Below are 22,871 nucleotides of genomic sequence, written 5' to 3'. Positions count from 1 at the left end.
GGCCACCGCTTATGAGGAGCCTGCGTCATGTCGTCTCACACCAGCGATAACACCACCGATGCCGTCGCCACCACGGCGTCCCGCGTCACGACGACGCTCGCACACGCTCCGCGCCAGGGACAAACCGCACGACGCGCGATGCTCGCGTTGGCGCTCGCCTGCGCGGCGTCGCCGGCGTTCGCCGGCACGTCCGGCTCGGTCGCGCTGACCACGGACTATCTGTTCCGCGGCGTGTCCCAGACCAACCAGAAGCCGGCGTTGCAGGCCGGGATCGAGTACGCCCACGACGGCGGCTTCTACGCCGGCGCGTGGGGCAGCAACGTCAGCTGGCTGTCGGACACGGTCGTCGTCGGCGACGACATTTCCAACAGCCTCGAACTCGACGGCTACCTGGGCTATCGCGGCAAGGCCGGGGAGATCTTTTCCTACGACGTCGGCGTGCTGACCTACTACTACCCGGGCAGCTATCCGTCCGGCTTCAACAGCCCCAACACGACCGAGATCTACGTCGGCGGCACGCTCGCGGCGAGCGAGACGGTGTCGCTCGGGCTCAAGTACTCGCACGCCGTCACCGACCTGTTCGGCTACGCCGACTCCGACGGTTCGGGCTATCTCGACGCCAACCTCAACTGGACCTTCCAGCCGGGCTGGACGCTGAACCTGCACGGCGGCAAGCAGTGGATCGAGAACAACGAGGCCTTCGAGTACACCGACTGGAAACTCGGCGTCACCAAGAGCTTCGACAACGGCTTCTCCGTCGCCGCCGCCTACAGCGACACCGACGCCGAAAAAGCGCTCTACACCAACGCCCACAACAACTTCCTGGCCGACAGCGCATTCACCCTGACCGTCAGCAAGGCGTTCTGACGCCGCGCGAGCCCAACGAGCACGACCCAACCTGGAGTTGCGAGATGAAACTGATCATCGCCATCGTCCGCCCGTTCAAGCTCGACGAAGTGCGCGAAGCGCTGACCGAAGTCGGCGTATCGGGCATCACCGTCACCGAAGTCAAAGGCTTCGGACGGCAGAAGGGCCATACCGAGCTGTACCGCGGCGCCGAATACGTCGTCGATTTCCTGCCCAAACTCAAGATCGAATGCGCGGTGCCCGACAGCCTGCTCGACGCGGCGCTGGAGGCGATCCAGAACGCCGCGCGCACCGGCAAGGTCGGCGACGGAAAGATCATCGTCCTGCCGGTGGAGAACACGGTGCGCATCCGCACCGGCGAACTCGACGACGACGCCCTGTGACGACGAGCCCATTGACTTCGGCCTGCGAGAAACCCTTATGAAGTACGCGACGATCGACGAGGCCCGCGCGCGCGGGCGGATGAGCAAGACGTTGTTGTGGACCGCGTTGCCCGCGGCGGCGCTGCTGGCGTTCGCCCCGGCCCACGCGCAAGAGGCCGCGGCCGCCGCGGCGGCGGTCAAACCCGTGGTCGACAAGGGCGATGTCGCCTGGATGCTGACCTCGACCCTGCTGGTGCTGCTGATGACCGTGCCCGGCCTGGCGCTGTTCTACGGCGGGCTGGTGCGCTCCAAGAACGTGCTGTCGGTGCTGATGCAGGTGCTGGCGGTGTTTTCGCTGATCGTGCTGTTGTGGGTCAGCTACGGCTACTCGCTCGCCTTCGCCGGCGGCAACGCCTGGATCGGCACGTTCGATAAACTGTTCCTCAAGGGCGTGAACAAGGAATCGCTGGCGGCGACGTTCACCGCCGGCGTGTCGCTGCCCGAGTACGTGTTCGTGGCGTTCCAGTCGACCTTCGCCGGCATCACCGGCGCGCTGATCGTCGGCGCGTTCGCCGAGCGGATCAAGTTCGCCGCGGTGCTGCTGTTCGCGGCGATCTGGTTCACCTTCGCGTATCTGCCGATCGCGCACATGGTCTGGTACGGGCCGGACGGCTTCCTGTTCGCCAAGGGCGCGATCGACTTCGCCGGCGGCACCGTGGTGCACATCAACGCCGGCGTCGCCGGTCTGGTCGGCGCCTACTTCGTCGGCAAGCGCGTGGGTTACGGACGCGAGGCGCTGAAGCCGCACAATGTCACCTTCACCATGATCGGCGCGTCGCTGCTGTGGGTCGGCTGGTTCGGCTTCAACGCCGGCTCCAACCTGGAAGCGACCGCGGGCGCGGCGCTGGCCTTCCTCAACACCTTGCTGGCCACTGCGGCGGCGGCGTTGGCGTGGAGCCTGGTCGAGAAGATCGTCAAGGGCAAGTCGTCGATGCTCGGCGGCGCGTCGGGCGTGGTCGCCGGTCTGGTCGCGATCACCCCGGCCTGCGGCACGGTCGGCCCGTTCGGCGCCATCGCCATCGGCGCGATCGCCGGCGCGGCCTGCGTGTGGGGGGTGCACGGGCTCAAGCGCCTGCTCGGCGCCGACGACGCGCTCGACGTGTTCGGCGTGCACGGCCTCGGCGGCATCATCGGCGCGCTGCTGACCGGCGTGTTCAGCGCACCGGCGCTGGGCGGCTTCGGCCTCGGCGCGGGCAACGACAGCATCGCCGCGCAGGTCGGCGTACAGGCGCTGAGCGTGGCGATCACCGTGGTGTGGTCGGGCCTGGTGTCGGTGGTCGCGTTCGCGATCGTCAAGGCGGTGGTCGGGCTGCGCGTGGCCGAAGAAGCCGAGCGCGAGGGCCTGGACATCACTACGCACGGCGAGTCGGCGTACGAGAGCTGAGTGGGGGACCCCTCTCCCGTTCGCGGGAGAGGGGGGATGACGGGGCTGCGGGGTTGCGGCACGATCGGATCGGGCGCGGTCGCGGCTCGCGCCGCTCCTACAGCCGCTCCCTGTAGGAGCGGCGCAAGCCGCGACCGCGAAACCTCGCCAACCGCGCCACTTGCCTTCAATCCGTACGCAACACGCCGTCGTAGCCGCAACTGAGCAGCCGCCCGTCGTCCAGCAGCAAGGCATCGGTGGCGAAGTTGTCGTGCCGCCGCTCCTGCAGCAACGCGCCGTCCGCGTTCCACACCCGGACGCGCCCGTCCTCGCCGCAGCTGACCAAGCGCCCGTCGCCGAGCCAGCGCACCCGCCGAACCGCCGCGTCGTGGCCGAGCCAATCGCGGTCCTCGCGCAGCGCCCCGTCGCTCGCACGCGCCAAACGGATACGGCCGTCGACGCCGGCGAACGCGATCCGCGCGCCTTCCGCGTCCACGCTGCGCAGCGGCGCATCGCAACGCAGGCTGGCGACACGCTCCGCGCTTGAAGCGTTCCACCACGCCAGCTCGCCGTCTTCGCTGGCGCTGAGCAATCCGCTGTCGCCTAGCGCGCACAACGACCACACCCAGCCCGCGTGCGCGGTCCAGGCGCGCAGGCGCTCGCCGTCGCCGTTCCACAGCGCGATGCCGCCATCGGCCGCGCCGCTGGCGAGGCGGCCGTCGCCGAGCCGGGTCAAACACAGCGCCGCGCTGTCGTGCGCGGGCGCGCTGCGCAGGCAAGCGCCATCGGCGAGGTTCCAGATCCGCAGGCTGCGGTCGCGCGACACCGTCGCCAGCCGTGCGTGCGGCAGTTCGCACAGGCCCAGCACCGACTGCGCGTGTCCTTGCAGGCGCGCCGTCTCGCGGCCGTCGCCGGACCACAGCCGCACCTGCGCATCGCGCCCAGCGCTGGCGATGCGGCCGTCGCCCAGGCGCGCCAGCGTCCAGACGTAGCCGTCGTGGCCGGGCGCGAACGGCGCCGGCGCGTCGGCCGGGCCGCGAGCGCCAATGCGGCGATACAACAGATCGCTGCGCAGGATGTGCTTGACCCCTGCGGTGACCGCTTCGCCGGCATGCCACAGCGCGTGGTCGAACAGGATCAGCGCGCCGGCGCGCGGCCTGACCCGCGCCTGCGGCGCGGCCTCGGCCTCGCCGCCGCGGCCCGGGCCGTGCGCGTAGAACAAGGTGTCGCCGCCGGCGAACGCGGCGCCGTCGGTGAGGTAGATCATGAAGGTCAGGCGGCTGCGCAGGTCCGGGCCGCGGTGGTGCACGCCGTCCTGGTGGATATTGAAGCGCTGGCCCGGACGATAGCGGCACAAGCGCAATCGTTCGTTGAGCGATTCGAGCCGCCAACGCCCGCCGTCGGCGTCGGCGAGCTCGTCCGGCGCGTACGCGCGCAGACGCTCGAACAGGCGCCGCGCCAGCGCCGGATCGTCGAGCACCTGGCGGTCGTTGTTGCGATAGGAAGGCGGGTAGTCGCTGCCGGCGCCGCCGAAGCCGCGCGCTTCGGCGGCGGCGATCAGCGCCGCGCATTCGGCCGGGTCGAGGAAGCCGTGGATCAGCGCGCAGGCGCCGAGCGCGGCCGGCAGCGGCCGTTCGATGCTGCGGACAGCGGACGACGGCGCGTCCGCCCGCAGGGGCAGGAGCGTGTGGGCAGCGGCGTTCATGTCGGTTCCTTGTGAGTGCGGACTCGGGGTCCGCGGCCGCGGCGATGCGCTCGTGGACGACGTTACTCCTGTGTTCGAGCGCCGTCGAGGGAGGGGGTTTCTACAGGAGCGGCGCGAGCCGCGACAACCGCAGCGGTGTTCGGCAGTGTCGTAGCCGAAGCCTGGAAAATCGTTGCGTCATCCGCAACAGCATCGATTGTCCTGGCTTCGGGGAGATGGGCTTTCGAACACCGCTGCGGTTGTCGCGGCTCGCGCCGCTCCTACAGTCGCTGCGACCCGCATTCGATGCGTTCGATACATGCATCAAGCACCTGCTTCTGCATTTGCGCACGTACGTTCGCGCGTCGCCGCATCGCCTCGCGCCACTCTCGGTTGGATAACCGTTTACCGCAATCGAACTGCGCGGCCCGCCTTCACGACGCGCATCGCACTCGTTCATCGCTACGAAAAAAAACATTGCGCCGATTCATGCGAACGCGAGCGGCGACGATGCGCAATCCATGATGTTTTCGGCGAAGCCGATGTGACCGACGGTGGTTTAGCGGTTGTCGAATAAATATTCCTCTCTAGGCTCCAGTGCGCGGGCATAGCGCTGCCCGCAGACCACGTCCGGACGCGCTCGCGTAAGGCAACGTCGTATTCCCCACTGCTGGACACGCGAGAGGGACCAGGACGGTTCCGCCGCAGATCGCGGCTCATCGAAACCTCACGGGAGTTTCGTTCATGTCTTCGCCTTCCATGCTTCGCCTCCGCCGGCACGCGCTGGCGGCCGCCGTTCTCAGCCTCATCGCCGCGCCGGCCCTGGCGGCCGACCGCGTCGATCTCACCGGCCTGAAGGCCGACGAGCCGGTCGACGGCTTCCTCGTCAGCTACGCCGAGGACGCGCCCAAGGCCGCCGCGTTCCAGCGCGATCTCGACATCGCCCTGGCTTCGCTCGGCCGCAAGGACCTGAAGATCCAGCACACCCGCACCATCTCCACCGGCGCCGAACTGATCGAAGTCAGCCGTCCGCTCGACGTGGTCGAAGCGGCGACGCTGATGAAAAGCATCGCCGCCGATCCGCGCGTGCGCTTCGTCGAACCCAACGCGCGCTTCCAGGCGCTGCTGACCCCGAACGATCCGCTGTATCCGCAGCAATGGGGCCTCAACGGCACCTACGGCATCCGCGCCAACACCGCGTGGGACAACGGCTATCAGGGCCAGGGCAAGATCATCGCGGTGGTCGACACCGGCATCACCGATCATCCGGACCTGCTGAACAACCGCACCTCGCCGCTGGGCTACGACTTCATCAGCAACGCCACCACCGCCAACGACGGCAACGGCCGCGACGCCGATCCGCACGACCCGGGCGACTGGACCACCGCCGGCCAGTGCGGCGTCGGCCAGCCGGCGCGCAATTCGAGCTGGCACGGCACCCACGTCAGCGGCATCGCCGCCGGCGTGACCAACAATTCCACCGGCATCGCCGGCACCGCGTTCCTGTCCAAGATCCTCAGCGCGCGCGTGCTCGGCCGTTGCGGCGGCACCCTGGCCGACATCGCCGATGCGATCACCTGGGCCTCCGGCGGCACCGTCTCGGGCGTGCCCGCGGTCGGCGCCAACAAGGCCACCGTCATCAACATGAGCCTCGGCGGCGGCGGCGCGTGCGCGACCACCTCGGCGATGCAGGTGGCGATCAACGGCGCGGTTTCGCGCGGGGTGACCGTGGTGGTCGCCGCCGGCAATAGCAACGCCAACGCGTCCGGGTTCCAGCCGGCCAGCTGCGCCAACGTCATCAACGTCGGCGCCACCACCTCGGCCGGCGTGCGCGCCAGCTTCTCCAACTACGGCGCCTTGGTCGACGTGTCCGCGCCGGGCCAGACCATCCTGTCGACGCTCAACGCCGGCACCACCTCGCCGGGCGCGTTCAACTACGTCAACTACAACGGCACCTCGATGGCGGCGCCGTTCGTGGCCGGCGTGGTCGCGCTGATGCAGTCCAAGCCGGGCACGGACCTGACCCCGGCGCAGGTGGAGACGACGATCAAGAACACCGCTTCGCCGTTCGCCTCGACCCAGAACCCGACCATCGGCACCGGCATCGTCAACGCCGACGCGGCCACCGACGCCACGCCGTAACGCGGCAGCGCACGACGCGGCCGCGCGTGCGGCGGCCGCGGCAAGACACGATCGCGAGTCGTGACCCACGGACTCCGGCTTCGGCCGGAGTCCGTTTTTGTCCGCCTCGCGCTGCCGCGCCACCGCACTCCCGCTCGGATGTGAGCGCGATCGCAAAGCGCGCCCCCGCCGACCCGCGCCGAGGCCGCGCAAGCGCCGTGATGCGCTGCGCCATCGCCGCGCGCAGGCGCCTGCCGCGGCGGCGTCGCGCGCGCCCCGCACACGGCCGACTTTGGTCTAAGCCAGACCGCCGCCGCGCCGCATTGAAAACGCTTACGCCCGTGCAAACGCGCAATTGTCGTGATCCGGATCACGCAAGCGCCGCACACCTGTCCTGTCCCGAACGGCCGATCGATTTCAGCGGAAATCGTGCTGCATTGCCGCAACGTGTCCGCTTTGTTGACAGCGCTGTCATCGGCGGGCTACAAGCTGCCGGCATCTTTCGGCCGGTTCCGCGCAGGGGGCGACCGCGCCGCGCTCGACATCAGCAGTCAATACGACCGGCCGCAGCGCCGGCATCGGAAGGGGAGGTTGCGATGCACCTGAATCACTGCGGTTCGCGTCTGAGTCTGGCGGTCGTCGCCGCGCTGCTGGCCGGCCACGCCGCCGCGCAGGACGCCGCGCCCGCCGCGCCGCCGCAACCGACGGGCGAACAGCGCGCCACCGACCTGGATTCGGTCATCGTCACCGTCGAGCGCCGCGCGCAAAGCCTGCAGAAGTACGCCGGCACCGCGCAGGCGCTGTCGCAGGAGGATCTGCGCGGCCTTGGCATCAACAACGAACTGCGCCAGATGCAGGTGGCCGTGCCCGGCCTGAGCATCGCCAACCAGGAAGGCGCGACCGAGATCTTCATCCGCGGCGTGGGTTCGTCGAACAACACCGAACTCGGCGATCCCGGCGCGGCGCCGCACATCAACGGCGCCTACATCCCGCGGCCGCGCGGCCTGGGCGGGATGTTCTTCGACCTGGAACGGGTCGAGATCAACAAGGGCCCGCAGGGCACGCTGCGCGGACGAAATGCACTGGCCGGCACGCTCAACATCGTCACCAAGAAGCCGGAGCTGGGCGGAAAATTCAGCGGCTACGTGCAGGGCGAAGTCGGCAACCGCGACCAGAAGGGCTACGAAACCGCATTGAACTTCCCGCTCGGCGAATACGCCGCGCTGCGGTTCGCGGGCTATCACGTCGAGAAGGAAGCCGGCTTCAAGAACGTCGGCCTGTGGCAGAACCTGAAACCCGCCGGCATCCAGGACGACAGCGCCGGCCGCCTGTCGTTCCTGTACGAGCCCGACGAGAAGCTGCAAGTGTTCGCGATGCTCGACGTCGGCCGCGAACTCGGCACGGGCTATCCGGGCGCGGGCGTGTTCCGCGCCGCCGAAGCCGGCTTCAAGCCCGACGACATCGACATGCGCGCGGTGGTCTATCGCGGCGTGCAGGGCAAGGTCGACAACAAGCTGTGGGGCTTCCAGGGCCAGGTGCGCTACGACTTCGGCGGCGTCAACCTGGAATACAGCGGCAGCTACCGCGACGTCGACTACTTCCAGATCAATGCCGCCGCCGACGGCAACAGCTGGCCCGGCCGCGACCTGCGCGCGCGTCCGGCCGGCGAGCCGGCCAGCTGGGGCGGCGTGGACTACGACAACTTCGGCACCAACTACCTGCAGGCGCGTTCGCAATCGCAGACCCACGAGCTGCGGCTGTCCTCCGACGACGACGCGCGCTTCCGCTGGACCACCGGCGGCTTCTATTTCCACGAAAAGCAGCAGGTCGGCTTCATGTCGCTGACCGACAAGGGCGCGTTCTACTCGGGCACCGAGTTCACCATGCCCGACGTCGACGGGCGTTCGTGGGCGGTCTACGGCGACGGCACCTTCGACGTCAGCGAGCGCCTACGGGTCAAGGGCGGCCTGCGCTACACCGAGGAGCGCAAGTCGCGCGACGGCATCGGCGGCAACTGGACGATGGGCTTCGGCGGCGACGGCGGCGTGTTCCAGACCCGGCTCGGCACCGAAGGCTTCATGCCGGCGTTGTTGAACCGCCCCAGCTTCGACGTCAGCGGCCTGACCAGCAATGCGGACCTCGCCCGCTTCCTGCTGCAAGGCATCCTGCGCGCCGGCGCGCGCGACACCATGCAGCAGCAACTGGCCGGCATCGTCGACGGCAGCCGTCCGAACGGCACCTGCATCGACCGTCCCGACATCGGCGGCAACACCGTGAACTGCCCGGCCAACGGCCAGCACAGCTTCCTGGTCCTCGGCGTGCCCGCGCCGCAGCACGGCTCCAGCGCGTTCGAGTTCACCGACTGGCGCCTGGGCCTGGAATACGACCTGACGCCGCGCAACCTGCTCTACGCGACCGTCTCCACCGGCCACAAGGCCGGCGGCTTCAACGACAGCTTCGACGTCAACGTGATTCCGGAAACCTACAAGCCGGAGAAGCTGACCGCGTTCGAGATCGGTTCGAAGAATTCGTTCGAGTTCCTCGGCCGCACCTCGACCTTCAACGTCAGCGGCTTCTACTACGACTACGACGACCAGGTGTTCCAGGACCTGAGCGTGATCGCGTTCAATCCCGACGGCGAGGCCAGCGGCTTCGCCCTGGTCAACCGCAACGTCGGCAAGTCCGAACTGTACGGCGTCGAGGCCGAGAGCCGCCTGCGCTTCGGCGCCGGCTTCACCCTCGACCTCAACGCGCTGTACCTGCACACCAAGATCAAGCAGGGCGTGGTCGCCGACGTGCGCAGCCAGGACTTCGGCAACGGCGGCATCACCTCGCAGATCGACCTGTCCGGCAACGAGCTGCCGCTGTCGTCGAAATACACCTTCAACGCGCGCCTGCAGCAGGCCTTCGACGTGCCCGGCGGTACCTTCGACTGGCAGATCCTGGCCGCGTACCGCTCCTCGTTCTTCCTGACCCAGTACAACAACCGCCCGGTGACGTTCCTGCGCGACACCGCCGGCACCGTCGACCGGATCGAGGACGCGGCCACCGCGGGCTTCCCGGATCGCCAGGACGGCTTCACCCAGATCAACGCCGGCGCCGGCTACACCACCCTCGACGGCGCCTGGCGCTTCGAACTGTGGGGCGCGAACCTGACCAACAAGGACGTGTCGCAGAAGGCCTTGGTCGGTTCGGGCGTCAACACCCGATTCCTCAACGACGCGCGCAGCTACGGCGTGCGCGTGCGTTGGGCCTTCTGATGCCGGAGCGTCCGGCAGCGCCAGCGCAGCGTCCCTGCCTCGCCGCCCCGTCCCGCGCGCGTCCCCACGGCGCACGGGCGGAGCGGCGGGGTGTCGCGGCGTCGGCGCCTGTTGCAATCGAATTCTTGCGCCGAAACGCGCCCGGACCGTGGCCAGCCGCGGCGCCGGCGGGTAGAACGGACGCAACCGCGCAATCCATCCCCGGAGCCGCATGAAACTGTCCCTGCTCGATACCGCCATCGTCCTGGCCTACCTGGCCGGCGTGTTCGTTCTCGCCCAGTGGGTCTCGCGCGAGAAGGGCGGGCACGAGAAAACCGCCAAGGACTACTTCCTCGCCAGCAAGGCGCTGCCGTGGTGGGCGATCGGCGCTTCGCTGATCGCCGCCAACATCTCCGCCGAGCAGATCATCGGCATGTCCGGCTCGGGCTATGCGCTCGGCCTGGCGATCGCGTCCTACGAATGGATGGCGGCGGCGACGCTGCTGGTGGTCGGCAAGTTCTTCCTGCCGGTGTTCCTGCGCAACGGCATCTACACCATGCCGCAGTTCTTGGAGGAGCGTTACGGCAACCGCATCCGCACGCTGATGGCGGTGTTCTGGCTCGGGCTGTACGTGTTCGTCAACCTGACCTCGATCGTGTGGCTGGGTTCGATCGCGGTGGCCCAGGTCACCGGCATGGACCAGATGCTGGCGCTGACCCTGCTCGGTTTGTTCGCGCTGGCGTATCAGCTGTACGGCGGGCTCAAGGCGGTGGCGCTGACCGACATCGTGCAGGTGACCTTGCTGGTGCTCGGCGGCTTGTTGGTGGCGGGGCTGACGCTGAGCAAGATCGGCGACGGCGCGGGCATCGTCGCCGGCTTCAACAAGCTGCTCAGCGCGCATCCCGACCACTTCCATATGATCCTGCCCAAGGACAGCCCGCATTACGACAAGCTGCCGGGGCTGGGCGTTCTGCTCGGCGGCCTGTGGATCGCCCATCTGAGTTACTGGGGCTTCAATCAGTACATCATCCAGCGCGCGCTCGCCGCCAAGGATCTGAACGAAGCGCAGAAGGGCATCGTATTCGCCGCGGCGCTGAAGATCGTGCTGCCGGTGATCGTGGTGTTGCCGGGCATCGCCGCGGTGATGCTTTCGCCGGGGCTGGAGCGCTCCGACGATGCCTATCCGGCGATGATGGCGCTGCTGCCGCCGGGCGTGCTCGGCTTGGTGTTCGCGGCATTGGTCGCGGCGATCGTGGCGTCGCTGGCCTCGAAGATCAATTCGGTGGCGACGATCTTCACTCTGGATTTCTATGCCAAGCGACGCACCGATGCCAGCGAGCGGCAACTGGTGCGGGTCGGCCGTATCGCCGCCGCGGTGTCGATCCTGATCGCCATCCTCACTGCGCGGCCGCTGCTGGGCGGGTTCGATCAGGGCTTCCAGTACATCCAGGAATACACCGGTTTCTTCACCCCGGGGATCGTGGTGATCTTCCTGTTCGGGCTGTTCTGGAAACGCGCCAACGAAGCTGGCGCGCTGGCGGCCGCAGGTGGCTCGATCGCGCTTTCGTTGTTGTTCAAGTACGTGATCTGGACCGACATGTCGTTCGTCAACCGCATCGGCGTGACGTTCCTGCTGTCGGCGTTGCTGATGGCGGCGGTGTCGCTGGCGACCGCGCCGCCGGCCGCGCGCGACCGCATCCGCCACGACGGCGTCAGCTACGCCACCGCGCCGGCCTGGAACATCGCCGCGCTCGCGGTGCTGGCGATCCTGATCGCGCTGTACGCCGCGTTCTGGTGACCGCGCCGGCGCGAGCGAGGCGACCGCTGCGCGCCGCGCCGCGCGCGTCAGCGCTTGCGCGCGCGCGGCTTGCCGACCGCACCGGTGGACTTGCGCAGCTGCAGTTCGTACGGGGCCAGGATCAGCTGGCCCGCGTCGGGCGCCTTGATCCGCTTGAACAGCTCGTGGGTGGCGAGCCGGCCCATCTCGCGGGTCGGCTGGCGCACCGTGGTCAGCGGCGGATAGATCTGCCGCGACAGCGGCGTGTCGTCGAAGCCGCACACCGACACGTCGCCGGGAATCGACAGCCCCATTTCGCTGGCGGTGCGGATGGTGCCGGCGGCCATGTCGTCGTTGGCGGCGAAGATCGCGGTCGGCGGATCGTCCATCAGCAGCAGGCGCTGGGCGCAGATCGCGCCGGTGTCGTAGTGGAAATCGCCTTCGGCGACCAGCTGCGGATCGAATTCGATGCCGGCCGCGGCCAGCCCGTCGCGGTAGCCGTTCAAGCGCCACTGGCTGGCGCCGTGCTCGGGGTGGCCCTTGATGTGGGCGATGCGGCGATGGCCGAGCGAGACCAGATGCGCCATCAACTCGCGCACCGCGCGCTCCTCGTCCAGGACCACGCCGATGCGCTCGCCGCGCAGCTTGGGCGAGATGTTGGCGTAGGGAATGCCGAGCTGGCCGAGCCGCTTCATCAGGCCCGGGTGGTCGGTCAGCGGCGGCGTCAGCACCAGGCCGTCGGCGCGCGAGCGCTGCACGATCTCGTCGACGTGCGCCACCAGCTTCTTGTCGGTGTAGGTCACCGGCGCCAGCATCAGGTTGTAGTGCTGGCTGTTGCAGGCGTCGAGCATGCCGGCCTGCACTTCCATCAGATAGTTGCTGGACGGGTTGTCGTACAGCAGCGCGACCAGGAACGAACGCTGCCCGGCCAGGCTGCGCGCCGACGGGTTCGGCCGGTACTGCAGCTTGCGCGCGGCGGCTTCCACGCGCTTGCGGGTTTCCTCGCTGACGTTGGGTTCCTGGTTGAGCACGCGCGAGACGGTCTTCATCGACACGCCCGCGACCTCCGCCACATCTTCGATGCGCACCCGCATGACCGGTCTGTTTCCTTGCCGCGTGTAGGCCGCATTCTGCCAGATCGCGCGGGCGGAACTCATCTGTTTTCGCGGCGTTTCGGCCGATCCGGCCGAAACGCTGCCGTACCTTTCCATGCCTTCAGGAGCGACCCATGAACGCCACCGTCCCGATGCCCCGGCGCGCCGCCGCTGTCTCGATCCAAAAACCCGCGCCGCGCCCGCGCCGGCTGGCCTGGGCCTTGCTGCTGGCGCTGGCGCCGGCGCTGACCGGCGCGGCGCAGGAACCGACGAGCGCCGCGGCGACGGTGCACCCGGCGCTGTGGCCGGCGCTGAAGCCGCCGATCCCGCGCGACGCCCAACTGGAGGCAAGGATCCAGGCTTTGCTGGCGAAGATGAGCGTGGAGGAGAAGGTCGGCCAGATCGTGCAGGCCGACATCAACAGCGCCACGCCCGAGGATGTGCGCAAGTACCACATCGGCTCGGTGCTGGCCGGCGGCAATTCCGAACCCGGCGGAATCTCCGAGCCGGGCGGCAATTACGCCGCGCCGCCGCAGGAATGGCTCGACATCGCCGACAAGTTCTACAACGCCTCGATGGACGCCAGCGACGGCAAGGTCGCGGTGCCGATCATCTTCGGCATCGACGCCGTGCACGGCCACAACAATCTGGTCGGCGCGACCTTGTTCCCGCACAACATCGCGCTCGGCGCGACGCGCAACCCGGCGCTGATCCGGCGCATCGGCGAAGCCACCGCGGCCGAAGTGCGCAGCACCGGCATGGAGTGGACCTTCGCGCCGACCCTGACCGTGCCGCGCGACGACCGCTGGGGCCGCACCTACGAAGGCTATTCCGAAGATCCGCGGCTGGTCGCCAGCTACGCCGCCGCGGCGATCGAAGGCCTGCAGGGAAAGCTCGGCAGCAAGCAGTTCCTCGACGGCGCGCACGTGATCGCCTCGGCCAAGCACTTCCTCGCCGACGGCGGCACCTTCGAAGGCCGCGACCAGGGCGATGCGAAGATCAGCGAGCAGCAACTGCGCGATATCCACGGCGCGGGCTATCCGCCGGCGCTGAAGGCCGGCGCGCAGACGGTGATGGCCTCGTTCTCGAGCTGGAACGGCGCCAAGATGCACGGCAACCGTGCGCTGCTGACCGACGTGCTGAAAGGCCGCATGGGCTTCGACGGCTTCGTGGTCGGCGACTGGAACGCGCACGGCCAGCTGAGCGGTTGCAGCAACGACAACTGCGCGGCCGCGTTCAACGCCGGCGTCGACATGCTGATGGCGCCCGACAGCTGGCGCGGCTATTACGACAACGCGCTCAAGCAGGTCAAAAGCGGCGAGATTTCGATGGCGCGGCTCGACGACGCGGTGACCCGGATCCTGCGGGTCAAGCTGCGCCTGGGCCTGTTCGAAGCCGGCGCGCCGTCCAAGCGCCCGCTCGGCGGCAAGTTCGAGGTGCTCGGCAGCCCCGCGCATCGCGCGATCGCGCGCCAGGCCGTGCGCGAGTCGCTGGTGCTGCTGAAGAACGACAGCGGCGTGCTGCCGATCGCGCCGAAGTCGCGGGTGCTGGTGCTCGGCGACGGCGCCGACAACGTCGCCAAGCAGTCCGGCGGCTGGACCTTGAACTGGCAGGGCACCGGGCTCAAACCCTCGGATTTCCCGCACGCGCAATCGATCTGGAGCGGCCTGCGCGAGCAGATCGAAGCCGCCGGCGGCCAAGCCGAACTGGCCGCCGACGGCAAGTACGCGGCCAAGCCGGACGTGGCGATCTATGTCTACGGCGAAGACCCCTACGCCGAGTTTCAGGGCGACCTGCGCATCGCGACGTTCCGCGGCACGCGCAACGCCGAGCTGGACACGATCAAGCGGCTCAAGGCCGACGGCGTGCCGGTGGTCAGCGTGTTCCTGTCGGGCCGGCCGCTGTGGACCAACCGCGAGATCAACGCCTCCGACGCGTTCGTCGCCGCCTGGCTGCCGGGTTCGGAAGGCGGCGGCATCGCCGATGTGCTGCTGCGCAAGGCCGACGGCAAGGTCCAGCAGGACTTCAAGGGCAAGCTGCCGTATTCGTGGCCGCGCACCGCGGTGCAGGTGGCCAACGTCGGCGACAAGGATTACTCGCCGCAGTTCGCGTTCGGTTACGGCTTGAACTATGCCAAGGGCGGCAAGGTCGGCGCCTTGTCGGAAGATCCGGGCACGCCGGATCTCGACCAGCGCTCGATGAGCTTCCTCGCCCGCGGCGCGCTGCCGCGCGGCTGGCTGCTGCGGGTGAATTCGCAGGGCAAGCACAGCGACGCGGCCAAGCCGCCGCTGGCCAGCGCCGACGGCGCGCTGGCGGTGACGGCGGTGGACTACAAGGCGCAGGAAGACGCGTGGCGCGCGGAGTGGAAGGGCGAGGCGCGCCTGGATCTGGTCGCCGACGCGCCGGTGGAACTGGTGCGCGAGACCAACGGCGACGTGCAGCTGCTGATCTCGCTGAAGGCCGATGCGGTCGGCGCGGGCGAGGCCTATCTGACCGCGCAGTGCGGGCCGACCTGCGAAGCCAAGCTGCCGTTCGGCGAGATCCTGCGCGGGCTGCCGCGCGGGCAGTGGCAGCGCATCGGCGTGCCGCTCAAGTGCGTGCGCACGGCCGGCGGCGATATGGGCAAGCTGCTGTCGCCGTTCGGGTTGCAGGCGCCGAAGGGGACGGTGGTGGTGTTGCACGAAGTCGCTTACGGCACCGATGCGGACAAGGTGGTGGAGTGCAAGCGGCAGTGAGTCGTTATGCGTCGGTGTCGTTCGCTGACGTTGATGCTGATGCGAAGCGGGGAGCCTGAGTTCATCGGCGCATGACGCTGAAGGCTCTGGATCCCCGCGTTCGCGGGGATGACGGGTGTGGGAGGACGAGGCGTCTCTCCCATTCCTTGCGCACTGCGCGGCGTCGCAGCGACCGGCCGTCATACCCCCAACCACAGCGTTGGACACATTGTCCTGTGGCAGTTTGCCGCACTCCCGCGGCGCGGGCCCGGGCGTAGGATGCCGCGCATGAACGCAACCACGCCCCCTCGTGCCGTTGTGAACGGCCCCCTCGGCCCGGGCCTGATCGTCGACGACGACGACACCTATGCCGCCACCCTGCAACGCAGCCTCGCCCGTCGCGGCGTCGACACGCGCACCGCCGGCAGCGTGCGCCAGGCGCTGGATCTGGCCTTGCAGCAACCGCCGGCGTTCGCGCTGGTCGATCTCAAGCTCGGCGCCGAGTCGGGCCTGCAGTTGATCCGGCCGTTGCGCGAGCTGCGCACGGACATGCGCATCGTGTTGGTCACCGGCTACGCCAGCGTCGCCACCGCGGTCGACGCGATCAAGCGCGGCGCCGACGATTACCTGCCCAAGCCGGCCAGCGTCAACGCAATCCTGGCCGCGCTCGGCCTGGAGTCGCCGGATGCGGCGCCGACGCCCGCGCAGGCGCCGGACACGATGATGCCGCTGCGGCGGCTGGAGTGGGAGCATATCCAGCAGGCGCTCAACGATACCGGCGGCAACATTTCGGCGACGGCGCGGTTGCTCGGCATGCATCGGCGTTCGCTGCAGCGCAAGCTCGGCAAGCGGCCGGGGCCGGAGCGCAGCGTCGTCGGGCTGTAGCGCTTTTTGTAGGAGCGGCGCGAGCCGCGACCGCGACAACGCAACTACGCCGAACCTTGCGCAATGGTTGCGTTGTCGCGGTCGCGGCTCGCGCCGCTCCTACAGGGCTGCTACGACGCCGGCGTAGCCAGCGGGCGCACTTCGGCCTGCACATCCTGCTCGCTGCGCTTGCCCGCAGCATCTTCGAACACCAGCGTCAGCGACACCTTCGCGCCCGCGCGCAACGGCTGTTTCAGCCCGATCAGCATCAGGTGATAACCGCCCGGCGCCAACGCCACCGCGCGGTCCTTGGGCAAGGCCAGCGCGGCGATCTGGCGCATGCGCATGGTCTGTCCCTGCATCGCCATCTCGTGCACTTCCACATGCTCGGCCGCCGGCGAGCGCGCATCGACCAGGCGCAGCTCGCGCGCGGCGGTCAGGCGCATGAAGGCGCCGGTCGCCGGTTGCTGGGCGACGGTCGCGCGCACCCACGGCGCTTCCACCTTCACTTGCGCGGACGCGGCGGGCGCCGCGCACAGCAGCGCGGCGGCGAGCAGCAGGACGGGGAAACGATCGCGACGCATGGGCGGCCTCACAGGATCTGGCGGATGTCGTCGACGCACTCGGCCGCGCTCTGCTCGTGCCGCAGCGCCATGCGCAGGCGGCCGTGGGCGTCGTAGACGTAGCTCAGCGCGGAGTGGTCGATGGTGTAGGTCGAACCGGTCGGCACTTTCGCGTAGACCACGCGGAACGCCTTGGCGGTGTCGGCGATGCGCTGTTCGCTGCCGCTCAGGCCGATGAAGCTCGGGTCGAAGGCCTGGGTGTAGGCCTGCAGCACCTGCGGCGTGTCGCGCGCCGGGTCGAGGGTGACGAACAGCACCTGCAGGTTCGGCCCGTCGGCGCCGAGCAGTTTGCGGATCTGCACGGCGCGGGTCAGCGCGGTCGGGCATACGTCGGGGCATAGGGTGAAGCCGAAGAACAGCAGCACCGTCTTGCCGTAGAAATCCGACAGCGTGCGTTCGCGGCCTTGCGGATCGAGCAGGCGGAAATCGCCGCCGAAACCGGGGCGCAGGCTCAGGTCGATGCCGTGCAGTTTCAGCTTGGGTTCGCCGGGGCCGCAGGCGCTCAGCAGCGCGGCGGCGCCGGCCGCGGCGAGCAGGCGGCGGCGCGAAGGCGATGGAAGGAAGGGCAGGTCGCGCATGCGCGTTCGCTTCGGTGCGGGGAGGCTGGCATTGCAGCACCGGCGTTGCGCGGAAGGATGTGGCTCAGTGTCGCAGCGGCGTTTTTGCTTGCGGCCCTCACCCCAACCCCTCTCCCGTAAACGGGGTGAGCGACTGCGCTTGCGAGCCATCGCAGTCGCGAACGCCCGAACGCTCTGCGTTCGGGCCGGGGTGGGGCGACCCCCGGCGACGATCAAAGATCGCGAACCACCCAACCTGTCGGCAACGGCGCCTCCGCCACATCCAGCACCGCCTGCGCCACCTCGTCCGGCGAGCGCCCGGCCCGCCACGCGTCGGCCAGCGTGCGCAGGCGCTCGCGGGTGGCGCGCGTGTAAGCGCCTTCCATCTCGTTCTGCGCATCGGCCGCGAGCTTTTGCGGATACAGCGTGCGCGCGTCCTCGCTGCGGTTCAGCAAGGCGATCAGCCGCGCCAGCGCGGTGCGGAAGGTGTCCGCGCCCAACGCGGTGCGCTGGGTGCGTTGCAAATGCCACACGGTCAGGTATTCGACCGGCCCGAGCAGACGCCGCGGCGTCGCGCCGAAGAAGTGGCCGGACAACGCGCTCGCCGCGACCGGCCCGGTCGCGTCCGGCAAGCGCGTCGCGCCCCACGAACTCAGCGCGCCGCCGGGCAGGTCCATGCGCCGCAGCGCGGTGCCGAAGGTGTCGGCGAGCAGGCGCTGGGCGCGCGCGTCGTCGCTCTCGGCGACCACGCCGAGCAGGCGGATGAACAAGGGATAGCGTTCCTCGCCGAGGCGCCGGACCACGCGCTTGAGCACGCTGAGCCGGTACTCCGGGTCGCTGTGCGCGGCCAGCGCCGACACCAGCCGGTCGGCGGCGGCGCGCAGGGCTTCGGGCGACGGCGATTCGTTCAACGCGGCGGGTTCGGTCACAAGCAGGAAGACGGCGAAAGACGCCACTAGCCTAGCCGAGCGGGCCGGCGGCAGCGATGCGGGCAGGCGATGGCGGCCGCGGATCGCCGGCCGGAGTGCGCAGTCGGATCGAACGCCCCGGTCAGGCGGTCAGCGAATCCAGCACCGCCTCGGCGCCGCGGTCGGCGGCGGCGGACAGGTCCAGCTGGCCCAGCTCGTGTTCCAGGCGGCTATCGCCCGGCAACTGGCGGTCGCCGGCGGCCACGCCGCGCCAGGCGTCGGCGTTGAGGGTCTGCTCGCCGGGGTCGACCGCGGGCGGGGCATACGCGGGGACCGCCTCGGCGACCGCGCCCGGCGCCTGCGCGCCCTGCGCCGCCGGCTCGCGGACGCGCAGCGCTTCCAGCGTCTGGCTGTCGAGGCCAGCGCGGTCGATGCGCGAATCGGGGCCGATGGTGCTCATGCGGGCGGTCAGGGCGGTCGCGGTGTGGGGGATGGGCGCAATGTAGCCCCAGGGCGCCAACAGGGCCAACTCGGGGCGACCCTAGGTGCGGTGGACGTGCCCCGCCTGCGTTCAGGCCCCCCGTCGCACGCCCGGCGGCGATTGCTGACACCCGCCACTTTCGCGCTGTGGCCTGCGTGCTAGCCTCGGTGCCCTTCCCGCAGCAGGGCCGCGCATGGCGAAGGACCAGGGCGCCGACAAGACCGAGCCGCCGACCCAGAAAAAGATCCGCGACGCGCGCAAGGAAGGCAATGTCGCCAAGAGCAAGGAGCTCACCAGCACCGTGCTGGTGCTCGGCTGGATGGTGTGCGGCTGGCTGATGCTGGACTTCATGCGGCTCAAGCTGATCCGCCTGTTCGAAACCAGCCTCAAGGCGATCAACCAGCCGTTCGGCGACGCCTTGCGCGAGGTCGGCGGGTCGGCGTTCGAAACCCTGCTGTGGCTGACCCTGCCGCTGCTGACGATGGCGGTGTTCCTCGGCGCGGTGGTCGAGTTCCTGCAGGTCGGCCCGATCCTGGCGCTGGGCAAGCTCAAGCCGGCGATGGACAAGATGAACCCGGCCGAGGGCGTCAAGAAGATGTTCTCGATGGACAACCTGGTCGAACTGGTCAAGTCCACGATCAAGAGCGCGGCCCTGGTCGGCATCGGCAGCTTCGTGATCTACAAGATGCTGGCCCAGCTGATGCTGCTGCCGTACGCGCCGCCCGCGGCGATGGGCTCGGGCATCTGGTACGGGCTGGTGCGGATCGGGGTGTGGACGATCTTCGTGTTCTTCTTCGTCTCCGCCATCGACGTGTGGTACCAGAAGTTCTCCTACCTCAAGCAGTTGCGCATGAGCCGGCGCGACATCCAGCAGGAGGTCAAGGAAAACGAAGGCGACCCGCACGTCAAGAGCCGGCGCCGGCAGTTGCATCAGGAATGGTCGCAGCAGAACATGCTCAACGCCGTCCGCCAATCCAACGTCGTCGTGACCAACCCCACCCACATCGCCATCGCCCTGCAGTACGAGCACGGCATCACCGACCTGCCGGTGGTGGTGGCCAAGGGCGAGGGCTACATGGCCGAGGCGATCAAGCGCGCCGCCGCCGAGGCCGGCGTGCCGATCCTGCAGAACGTGGAGCTGGCGCGCGGCCTCAACGAACGCGCCGGGCTCGACGAATACATCGGCAACGAGTTCTTCGAGGCTGTGGCCGAGGTCCTGCACTGGGCCGAAACCGTGCGCCGCCTGCGCGACGGCGACGACAGCGCGCCGGAACTGCCGCCGCCGCTCGACGATCAGCGCTGAGCGGCGTCGGCCGCGGCGAAGTGCGCCATCTGGTCGGCATGGGCCTTGGCGAACGCCGGCCGCGCGGTCGCGCGGGCGACATAGGCGCGACAGGCCGGATGCCCGCTGAGGCGATCGAAGCGGTCGGGCAGGCGCAGCACGTCGGCCATCAGGATGTCGGCGACGCTGAACTGTCCGGCCAGCCATTCGCGCTGCGCCAGCACCGGCTCCATGCGGTCCAGGCGCATTTCCAGGAAGCCGTTCATGCGCTCCCAGGCGACGCCGTCGGCGACGTCGGAGAACTTCAGCACCGACCACGGCACGCTCGCCATCTCGACCGAATTGAGGCCGGCGAACAGCCATTCCACCGCCTCGCTGCGGCGCTGCGGATCGGCCGGCAGCAAGGCCTGCGCGCGCGGACTGTCGGCGCGCTGGGCCAGATGCAGCAGGATCGCGCCGCTTTCGAAGATCGACAGTTCGCCGTCGGTCAGCCACGGCACCTGGCCGAACGGCTGGTGCGCGTAGTGGTCGGGGCCGCGCTCGCGGAACGGCACGCTGCGCACCTGGTAGTCGAGCCCGGCTTCTTCGAGCGCCCAGCGCACGCGCACGTCGCGCACGTAGCCGCGCGGGAAATCCGGCACCCAGTCGAACGTGGTGAGGGTCAGTTCGGTCATCGCGCGCTCCTTCCGAAACGGGGAAAACGACAGACGCGGCGCGCGCCTCAGGCGCCGCCGAAGGCTTTGTTCAAGGCCTCGATCAGGCCGCGGTTGCCGGAGATGCGCTGCAACACGATCTCCACGTACACCCCGAGCATCAGCAGCACGATCCAGGTCGCCAGCCAGGCCTTGATCGGCATGGTGATGGTGAACACGTTGAGCTGCGGGGCGAAGCGGTTGACCAGGCCGAACGACAGGTCGATCAGCAGCAGCACCACCATCGCCGGCGCCGCCAGCACCAGCAGCGCGCTCATGAGGTAACTGAACTGGCCGACGAACAGCTCCATGCCGGCCGCGTGCAGGGTCGGGAAGAACGACACCACCGGCCACATCGCGTAGCTGGCCATCAGCAGGTCGAGGAACACCAGGAACGCGCCGCTGGCCATGAACAGCCAGGTCGCGAACTGCGACAGGAAGCTGCCGTGCAGCGAGGCCTGATGGCCCTGGACCGGGTCGAACACCTGCGCCAGGGTCATGCCGACCTGGGTGTCGATGACGTTGCCGGCGGCGCTGATCGCCCAGAACACCATGCCGAACACGAAGCCGATCGACACGCCGATGAACAGTTCCTTGAGGATGATCGGCGCGAACTGCAGCGCGTTGAGCTGGCTCAGCGGCACGCCGTTCATCGCCACCGGAATGGCGATGATCGCCAGCGAGACCATGAAGCTGTTGCGCACCAGCGGCGGCATGTTTTCGGAGGTGATCAGCGGCAGCATCATGAACGCGCCGAGCACGCGCGGCAGCACCAGCCCGAGCGCGAGCAGCAGGTTGCCGCCGTTTTCTACGTCGAGAATCATCGCGTCGTCAGCGTGCGTCGCGCATCAGTGGCGGATCATGCCGGGGAAGTCGAGGAAGATGCGGTCGGCGAAGGTGTACAGGGTGCCGCCGATCATCGACGCGGTGACGAACAAGGTCACCGCGATCACGGTGAACTTGATCGCGTAGGCGAAGGTCTGTTCCTGCAACTGGGTCGCGGCCTGGATGAAGGCCACCACCAGCCCGACCAGGGCCGCGGCCACCACCGGCGGCCCCGACAGCAGCAGGGTCAGCCACAGGGCCTGTTTGGTCATTTCGAGCATGTCGCCCATGGCGGGGTCCGTTGTGGCGGGAGGGAGCGTGCAGCGGGGTTGGAGAGAGCAAGGGCGGGGTTAGGGAACTGTGGATGCGCGTGAGTTCAAAGGCCGCCGGCACAACCCGCACCCGCGCCGCCCCAGTTCCCCAACCCCGCTGTTGCTGTCCCCAACCCCCGCTTCACCCGCCATACGTCAGCACCAGCCCGTGCACCAGCTTCGCCCAGCCGCCGATCAGCACGAACAGCAGCAGCTTGAACGGCAGCGACACGGTGGTCGGCGAGAGCATCATCATGCCGAGCGAGAGCAGGATGTTCGACACCACCAGGTCGATGATGAGGAACGGCAGGAAGATCAGGAAGCCGATCTGGAACGCGGCGGTGAGTTCGCTGACGGTGAACGCCGGAATCACCACGATGAAATCGTCGACGCTGATGTCGCCGCGCGCGTTCGGCGGCAGCAGGCGTTGGGCGCTGCGCAGGAAGAACGCGCGCTCGGCGTCGCTGGAGTGCTTGATCAGGAACTTGCGCAGCGGTTCCTTGCCGGCGTCCATCAGCGCGAGCAGGCGCGCGGCGTCCATCTTGCCGCCGAGCACGGCCGACGGCAGCGGAGTCGGGCGTTTGGCGCCGGCGGGCGCGTTGGCCTGCGCGGCGGCGGGCGTCGCGGCAGCGGCCGCCGGTGCGGCAGGCGCCGCAGCGTTCGCCGCGGCCGGTGCGGCCGCAGCAGCAGGCGCCGCTGCGGCGGCCGGATCCGCCGGCGCGTTCGCGGCGTTCGCCGCGGCCGGCCCGGTGCCCGGCGGCTGTCCCTGGGTCGCGGTCGCCGCCGCGCCGCCGCCGGCGCGCGCGTTGATCGCGTCGTGGGTCTCCAGGATCACCGGATACATCACATAGATCGACAGCACGATCGCCAGACCGTTGATGACCACGTTCGGCGGCACCTGCTGCAGGCCCAGCGCGTTGCGCAGCAGGCTCAGCACCACCACGATCTTGGTGAAGGAGGTCACCATCACCGCCACGAACGGCGCCAGCGCCAGGCTGACCACCGTCAGCAGCACCAGCGCCGGCGAGAACGAACTGAAATCCATGA

Annotated in this window: 19 protein-coding genes; 9 read left to right on the top strand and 10 right to left on the bottom strand. The window is 69.1% G+C overall.

Features of this window, described 5'->3' with window-relative positions; all coding sequences use genetic code 11:
* The first annotated feature begins 27 nt into the window (after nt 1-27).
* From JHW38_RS15760 to JHW38_RS15750, 3 genes are read left to right on the top strand one after another with little or no spacing between them, the layout of a single operon-like run.
* Entirely contained in the window at nt 28-867 is an 840-nt protein-coding gene (locus tag JHW38_RS15760) for a TorF family putative porin (RefSeq protein WP_242690957.1), read from the top strand.
* A gap of 44 nt (nt 868-911) precedes the next feature.
* Entirely contained in the window at nt 912-1,250 is a 339-nt protein-coding gene (locus JHW38_RS15755; RefSeq protein ID WP_207522281.1) for a P-II family nitrogen regulator, read from the top strand.
* 37 nt (nt 1,251-1,287) lie between these two features.
* Nucleotides 1,288-2,673 (top strand): ammonium transporter, encoded by a 1,386-nt coding sequence (locus tag JHW38_RS15750; protein WP_428995254.1) that lies wholly within the window; start codon nt 1,288-1,290, stop codon nt 2,671-2,673.
* A 166-nt stretch (nt 2,674-2,839) separates the two neighbouring features.
* Here JHW38_RS15750 and JHW38_RS15745 read toward each other — a convergent pair whose 3' ends face one another.
* Nucleotides 2,840-4,357, bottom strand: coding sequence for a 2OG-Fe(II) oxygenase (locus JHW38_RS15745; RefSeq protein WP_207522280.1), 1,518 nt, complete (start codon nt 4,355-4,357; stop codon nt 2,840-2,842).
* Nucleotides 4,358-5,080: 723 nt separating this feature from the next.
* Here JHW38_RS15745 and JHW38_RS15740 point away from each other — a divergent pair.
* The 3 genes from JHW38_RS15740 (at nt 5,081) to JHW38_RS15730 (ending at nt 11,494) form a co-directional block, all read left to right on the top strand.
* On the top strand, nt 5,081-6,478 hold the full coding sequence (locus tag JHW38_RS15740; protein WP_428995253.1) for a S8 family peptidase: 1,398 nt from the start codon (nt 5,081-5,083) through the stop codon (nt 6,476-6,478).
* 575 nt (nt 6,479-7,053) lie between these two features.
* The gene (locus tag JHW38_RS15735; protein WP_207522278.1) at nt 7,054-9,717 is read left to right on the top strand and encodes a TonB-dependent receptor; all 2,664 of its coding nucleotides are present in this window, start codon (nt 7,054-7,056) and stop codon (nt 9,715-9,717) included.
* 211 nt (nt 9,718-9,928) lie between these two features.
* Nucleotides 9,929-11,494 (top strand): sodium:solute symporter family transporter, encoded by a 1,566-nt coding sequence (locus JHW38_RS15730; protein WP_207522277.1) that lies wholly within the window; start codon nt 9,929-9,931, stop codon nt 11,492-11,494.
* Nucleotides 11,495-11,541: 47 nt separating this feature from the next.
* Here the strand turns inward: JHW38_RS15730 and JHW38_RS15725 are convergent, their stop codons facing one another.
* On the bottom strand, nt 11,542-12,630 hold the full coding sequence (locus tag JHW38_RS15725; protein WP_343225429.1) for a LacI family DNA-binding transcriptional regulator: 1,089 nt from the start codon (nt 12,628-12,630) through the stop codon (nt 11,542-11,544).
* Nucleotides 12,631-12,701: 71 nt separating this feature from the next.
* Here JHW38_RS15725 and JHW38_RS15720 point away from each other — a divergent pair, with 71 nt between their 5' ends.
* Together JHW38_RS15720 and JHW38_RS15715 are read left to right on the top strand one after the other, a co-directional pair.
* The gene (locus JHW38_RS15720) at nt 12,702-15,302 is read left to right on the top strand and encodes a glycoside hydrolase family 3 protein (RefSeq protein ID WP_242690956.1); all 2,601 of its coding nucleotides are present in this window, start codon (nt 12,702-12,704) and stop codon (nt 15,300-15,302) included.
* Nucleotides 15,303-15,569: 267 nt separating this feature from the next.
* Nucleotides 15,570-16,166: a response regulator transcription factor gene (locus JHW38_RS15715; RefSeq protein WP_207522276.1), complete on the top strand. Its 597-nt coding sequence runs from the start codon at nt 15,570-15,572 to the stop codon at nt 16,164-16,166.
* A gap of 110 nt (nt 16,167-16,276) precedes the next feature.
* Here the strand turns inward: JHW38_RS15715 and JHW38_RS15710 are convergent, their stop codons facing one another.
* The 4 genes from JHW38_RS15710 to JHW38_RS15695 all read right to left on the bottom strand — a co-directional run bounded on the left by JHW38_RS15710 (nt 16,277) and on the right by JHW38_RS15695 (nt 18,693).
* Nucleotides 16,277-16,729 carry a copper chaperone PCu(A)C gene (locus JHW38_RS15710; protein WP_207522275.1) on the bottom strand — a complete coding sequence of 151 codons (453 nt, stop codon included), beginning with the start codon at nt 16,727-16,729 and terminating at the stop codon, nt 16,277-16,279.
* Nucleotides 16,730-16,737: 8 nt separating this feature from the next.
* The gene (locus JHW38_RS15705) at nt 16,738-17,346 is read right to left on the bottom strand and encodes an SCO family protein (RefSeq protein ID WP_207522274.1); all 609 of its coding nucleotides are present in this window, start codon (nt 17,344-17,346) and stop codon (nt 16,738-16,740) included.
* A 212-nt stretch (nt 17,347-17,558) separates the two neighbouring features.
* The gene (locus JHW38_RS15700) at nt 17,559-18,281 is read right to left on the bottom strand and encodes a hypothetical protein (RefSeq protein ID WP_207522273.1); all 723 of its coding nucleotides are present in this window, start codon (nt 18,279-18,281) and stop codon (nt 17,559-17,561) included.
* Between the two features lie 94 nt (nt 18,282-18,375).
* Nucleotides 18,376-18,693: a hypothetical protein gene (locus JHW38_RS15695; RefSeq protein WP_207522272.1), complete on the bottom strand. Its 318-nt coding sequence runs from the start codon at nt 18,691-18,693 to the stop codon at nt 18,376-18,378.
* Between the two features lie 214 nt (nt 18,694-18,907).
* Here JHW38_RS15695 and sctU point away from each other — a divergent pair, with 214 nt between their 5' ends.
* Entirely contained in the window at nt 18,908-20,017 is a 1,110-nt protein-coding gene (sctU, locus tag JHW38_RS15690) for a type III secretion system export apparatus subunit SctU (protein WP_207522271.1), read from the top strand.
* Here sctU and JHW38_RS15685 read toward each other — a convergent pair.
* The 4 genes from JHW38_RS15685 to JHW38_RS26005 form a co-directional block, all read right to left on the bottom strand.
* The gene (locus tag JHW38_RS15685; RefSeq protein WP_207522270.1) at nt 20,008-20,670 is read right to left on the bottom strand and encodes a glutathione S-transferase family protein; all 663 of its coding nucleotides are present in this window, start codon (nt 20,668-20,670) and stop codon (nt 20,008-20,010) included. The genes sctU and JHW38_RS15685 overlap by 10 nt on opposite strands.
* 47 nt (nt 20,671-20,717) lie before the next feature.
* Entirely contained in the window at nt 20,718-21,512 is a 795-nt protein-coding gene (gene sctT / locus JHW38_RS15680; RefSeq protein ID WP_207522269.1) for a type III secretion system export apparatus subunit SctT, read from the bottom strand.
* Between the two features lie 24 nt (nt 21,513-21,536).
* Nucleotides 21,537-21,803, bottom strand: a complete 267-nt coding sequence (gene sctS / locus JHW38_RS15675; protein WP_207522268.1) for a type III secretion system export apparatus subunit SctS — start codon at nt 21,801-21,803, stop codon at nt 21,537-21,539.
* Between the two features lie 163 nt (nt 21,804-21,966).
* Nucleotides 21,967-22,869 carry an EscR/YscR/HrcR family type III secretion system export apparatus protein gene (locus JHW38_RS26005; RefSeq protein ID WP_278249797.1) on the bottom strand — a complete coding sequence of 301 codons (903 nt, stop codon included), beginning with the start codon at nt 22,867-22,869 and terminating at the stop codon, nt 21,967-21,969.
* Nucleotides 22,870-22,871: the final 2 nt, after the last annotated feature.

The sequence above is a fragment of the Lysobacter enzymogenes genome (assembly GCF_017355525.1).
Lineage (GTDB): Bacteria > Pseudomonadota > Gammaproteobacteria > Xanthomonadales > Xanthomonadaceae > Lysobacter > Lysobacter enzymogenes_C.
This window is presented reverse-complemented; position numbering and strand designations above follow the sequence as displayed.

What these genes read in the sequence shown, in the direction of transcription:
- JHW38_RS15750 (WP_428995254.1), top strand. Translation starts at nt 1,288, where the DNA reads ATGAAGTACGCGACGATCGACGAGGCCCGCGCGCGCGGGCGGATGAGC.
- JHW38_RS15730 (WP_207522277.1), top strand. Translation starts at nt 9,929, where the DNA reads ATGAAACTGTCCCTGCTCGATACCGCCATCGTCCTGGCCTACCTGGCC.
- JHW38_RS26005 (WP_278249797.1), bottom strand. Translation starts at nt 22,869, where the DNA reads ATGGATTTCAGTTCGTTCTCGCCGGCGCTGGTGCTGCTGACGGTGGTC.
- JHW38_RS15715 (WP_207522276.1), top strand. Translation starts at nt 15,570, where the DNA reads ATGAACGCAACCACGCCCCCTCGTGCCGTTGTGAACGGCCCCCTCGGC.
- JHW38_RS15720 (WP_242690956.1), top strand. Translation starts at nt 12,702, where the DNA reads ATGAACGCCACCGTCCCGATGCCCCGGCGCGCCGCCGCTGTCTCGATC.
- JHW38_RS15755 (WP_207522281.1), top strand. Translation starts at nt 912, where the DNA reads ATGAAACTGATCATCGCCATCGTCCGCCCGTTCAAGCTCGACGAAGTG.
- JHW38_RS15760 (WP_242690957.1), top strand. Translation starts at nt 28, where the DNA reads ATGTCGTCTCACACCAGCGATAACACCACCGATGCCGTCGCCACCACG.
- JHW38_RS15735 (WP_207522278.1), top strand. Translation starts at nt 7,054, where the DNA reads ATGCACCTGAATCACTGCGGTTCGCGTCTGAGTCTGGCGGTCGTCGCC.
- JHW38_RS15710 (WP_207522275.1), bottom strand. Translation starts at nt 16,729, where the DNA reads ATGCGTCGCGATCGTTTCCCCGTCCTGCTGCTCGCCGCCGCGCTGCTG.
- JHW38_RS15745 (WP_207522280.1), bottom strand. Translation starts at nt 4,357, where the DNA reads ATGAACGCCGCTGCCCACACGCTCCTGCCCCTGCGGGCGGACGCGCCG.
- JHW38_RS15705 (WP_207522274.1), bottom strand. Translation starts at nt 17,346, where the DNA reads ATGCGCGACCTGCCCTTCCTTCCATCGCCTTCGCGCCGCCGCCTGCTC.
- sctS (WP_207522268.1), bottom strand. Translation starts at nt 21,803, where the DNA reads ATGGGCGACATGCTCGAAATGACCAAACAGGCCCTGTGGCTGACCCTG.
- JHW38_RS15725 (WP_343225429.1), bottom strand. Translation starts at nt 12,630, where the DNA reads ATGAGTTCCGCCCGCGCGATCTGGCAGAATGCGGCCTACACGCGGCAA.
- sctU (WP_207522271.1), top strand. Translation starts at nt 18,908, where the DNA reads ATGGCGAAGGACCAGGGCGCCGACAAGACCGAGCCGCCGACCCAGAAA.
- JHW38_RS15695 (WP_207522272.1), bottom strand. Translation starts at nt 18,693, where the DNA reads ATGAGCACCATCGGCCCCGATTCGCGCATCGACCGCGCTGGCCTCGAC.
- JHW38_RS15685 (WP_207522270.1), bottom strand. Translation starts at nt 20,670, where the DNA reads ATGACCGAACTGACCCTCACCACGTTCGACTGGGTGCCGGATTTCCCG.
- sctT (WP_207522269.1), bottom strand. Translation starts at nt 21,512, where the DNA reads ATGATTCTCGACGTAGAAAACGGCGGCAACCTGCTGCTCGCGCTCGGG.
- JHW38_RS15740 (WP_428995253.1), top strand. Translation starts at nt 5,081, where the DNA reads ATGTCTTCGCCTTCCATGCTTCGCCTCCGCCGGCACGCGCTGGCGGCC.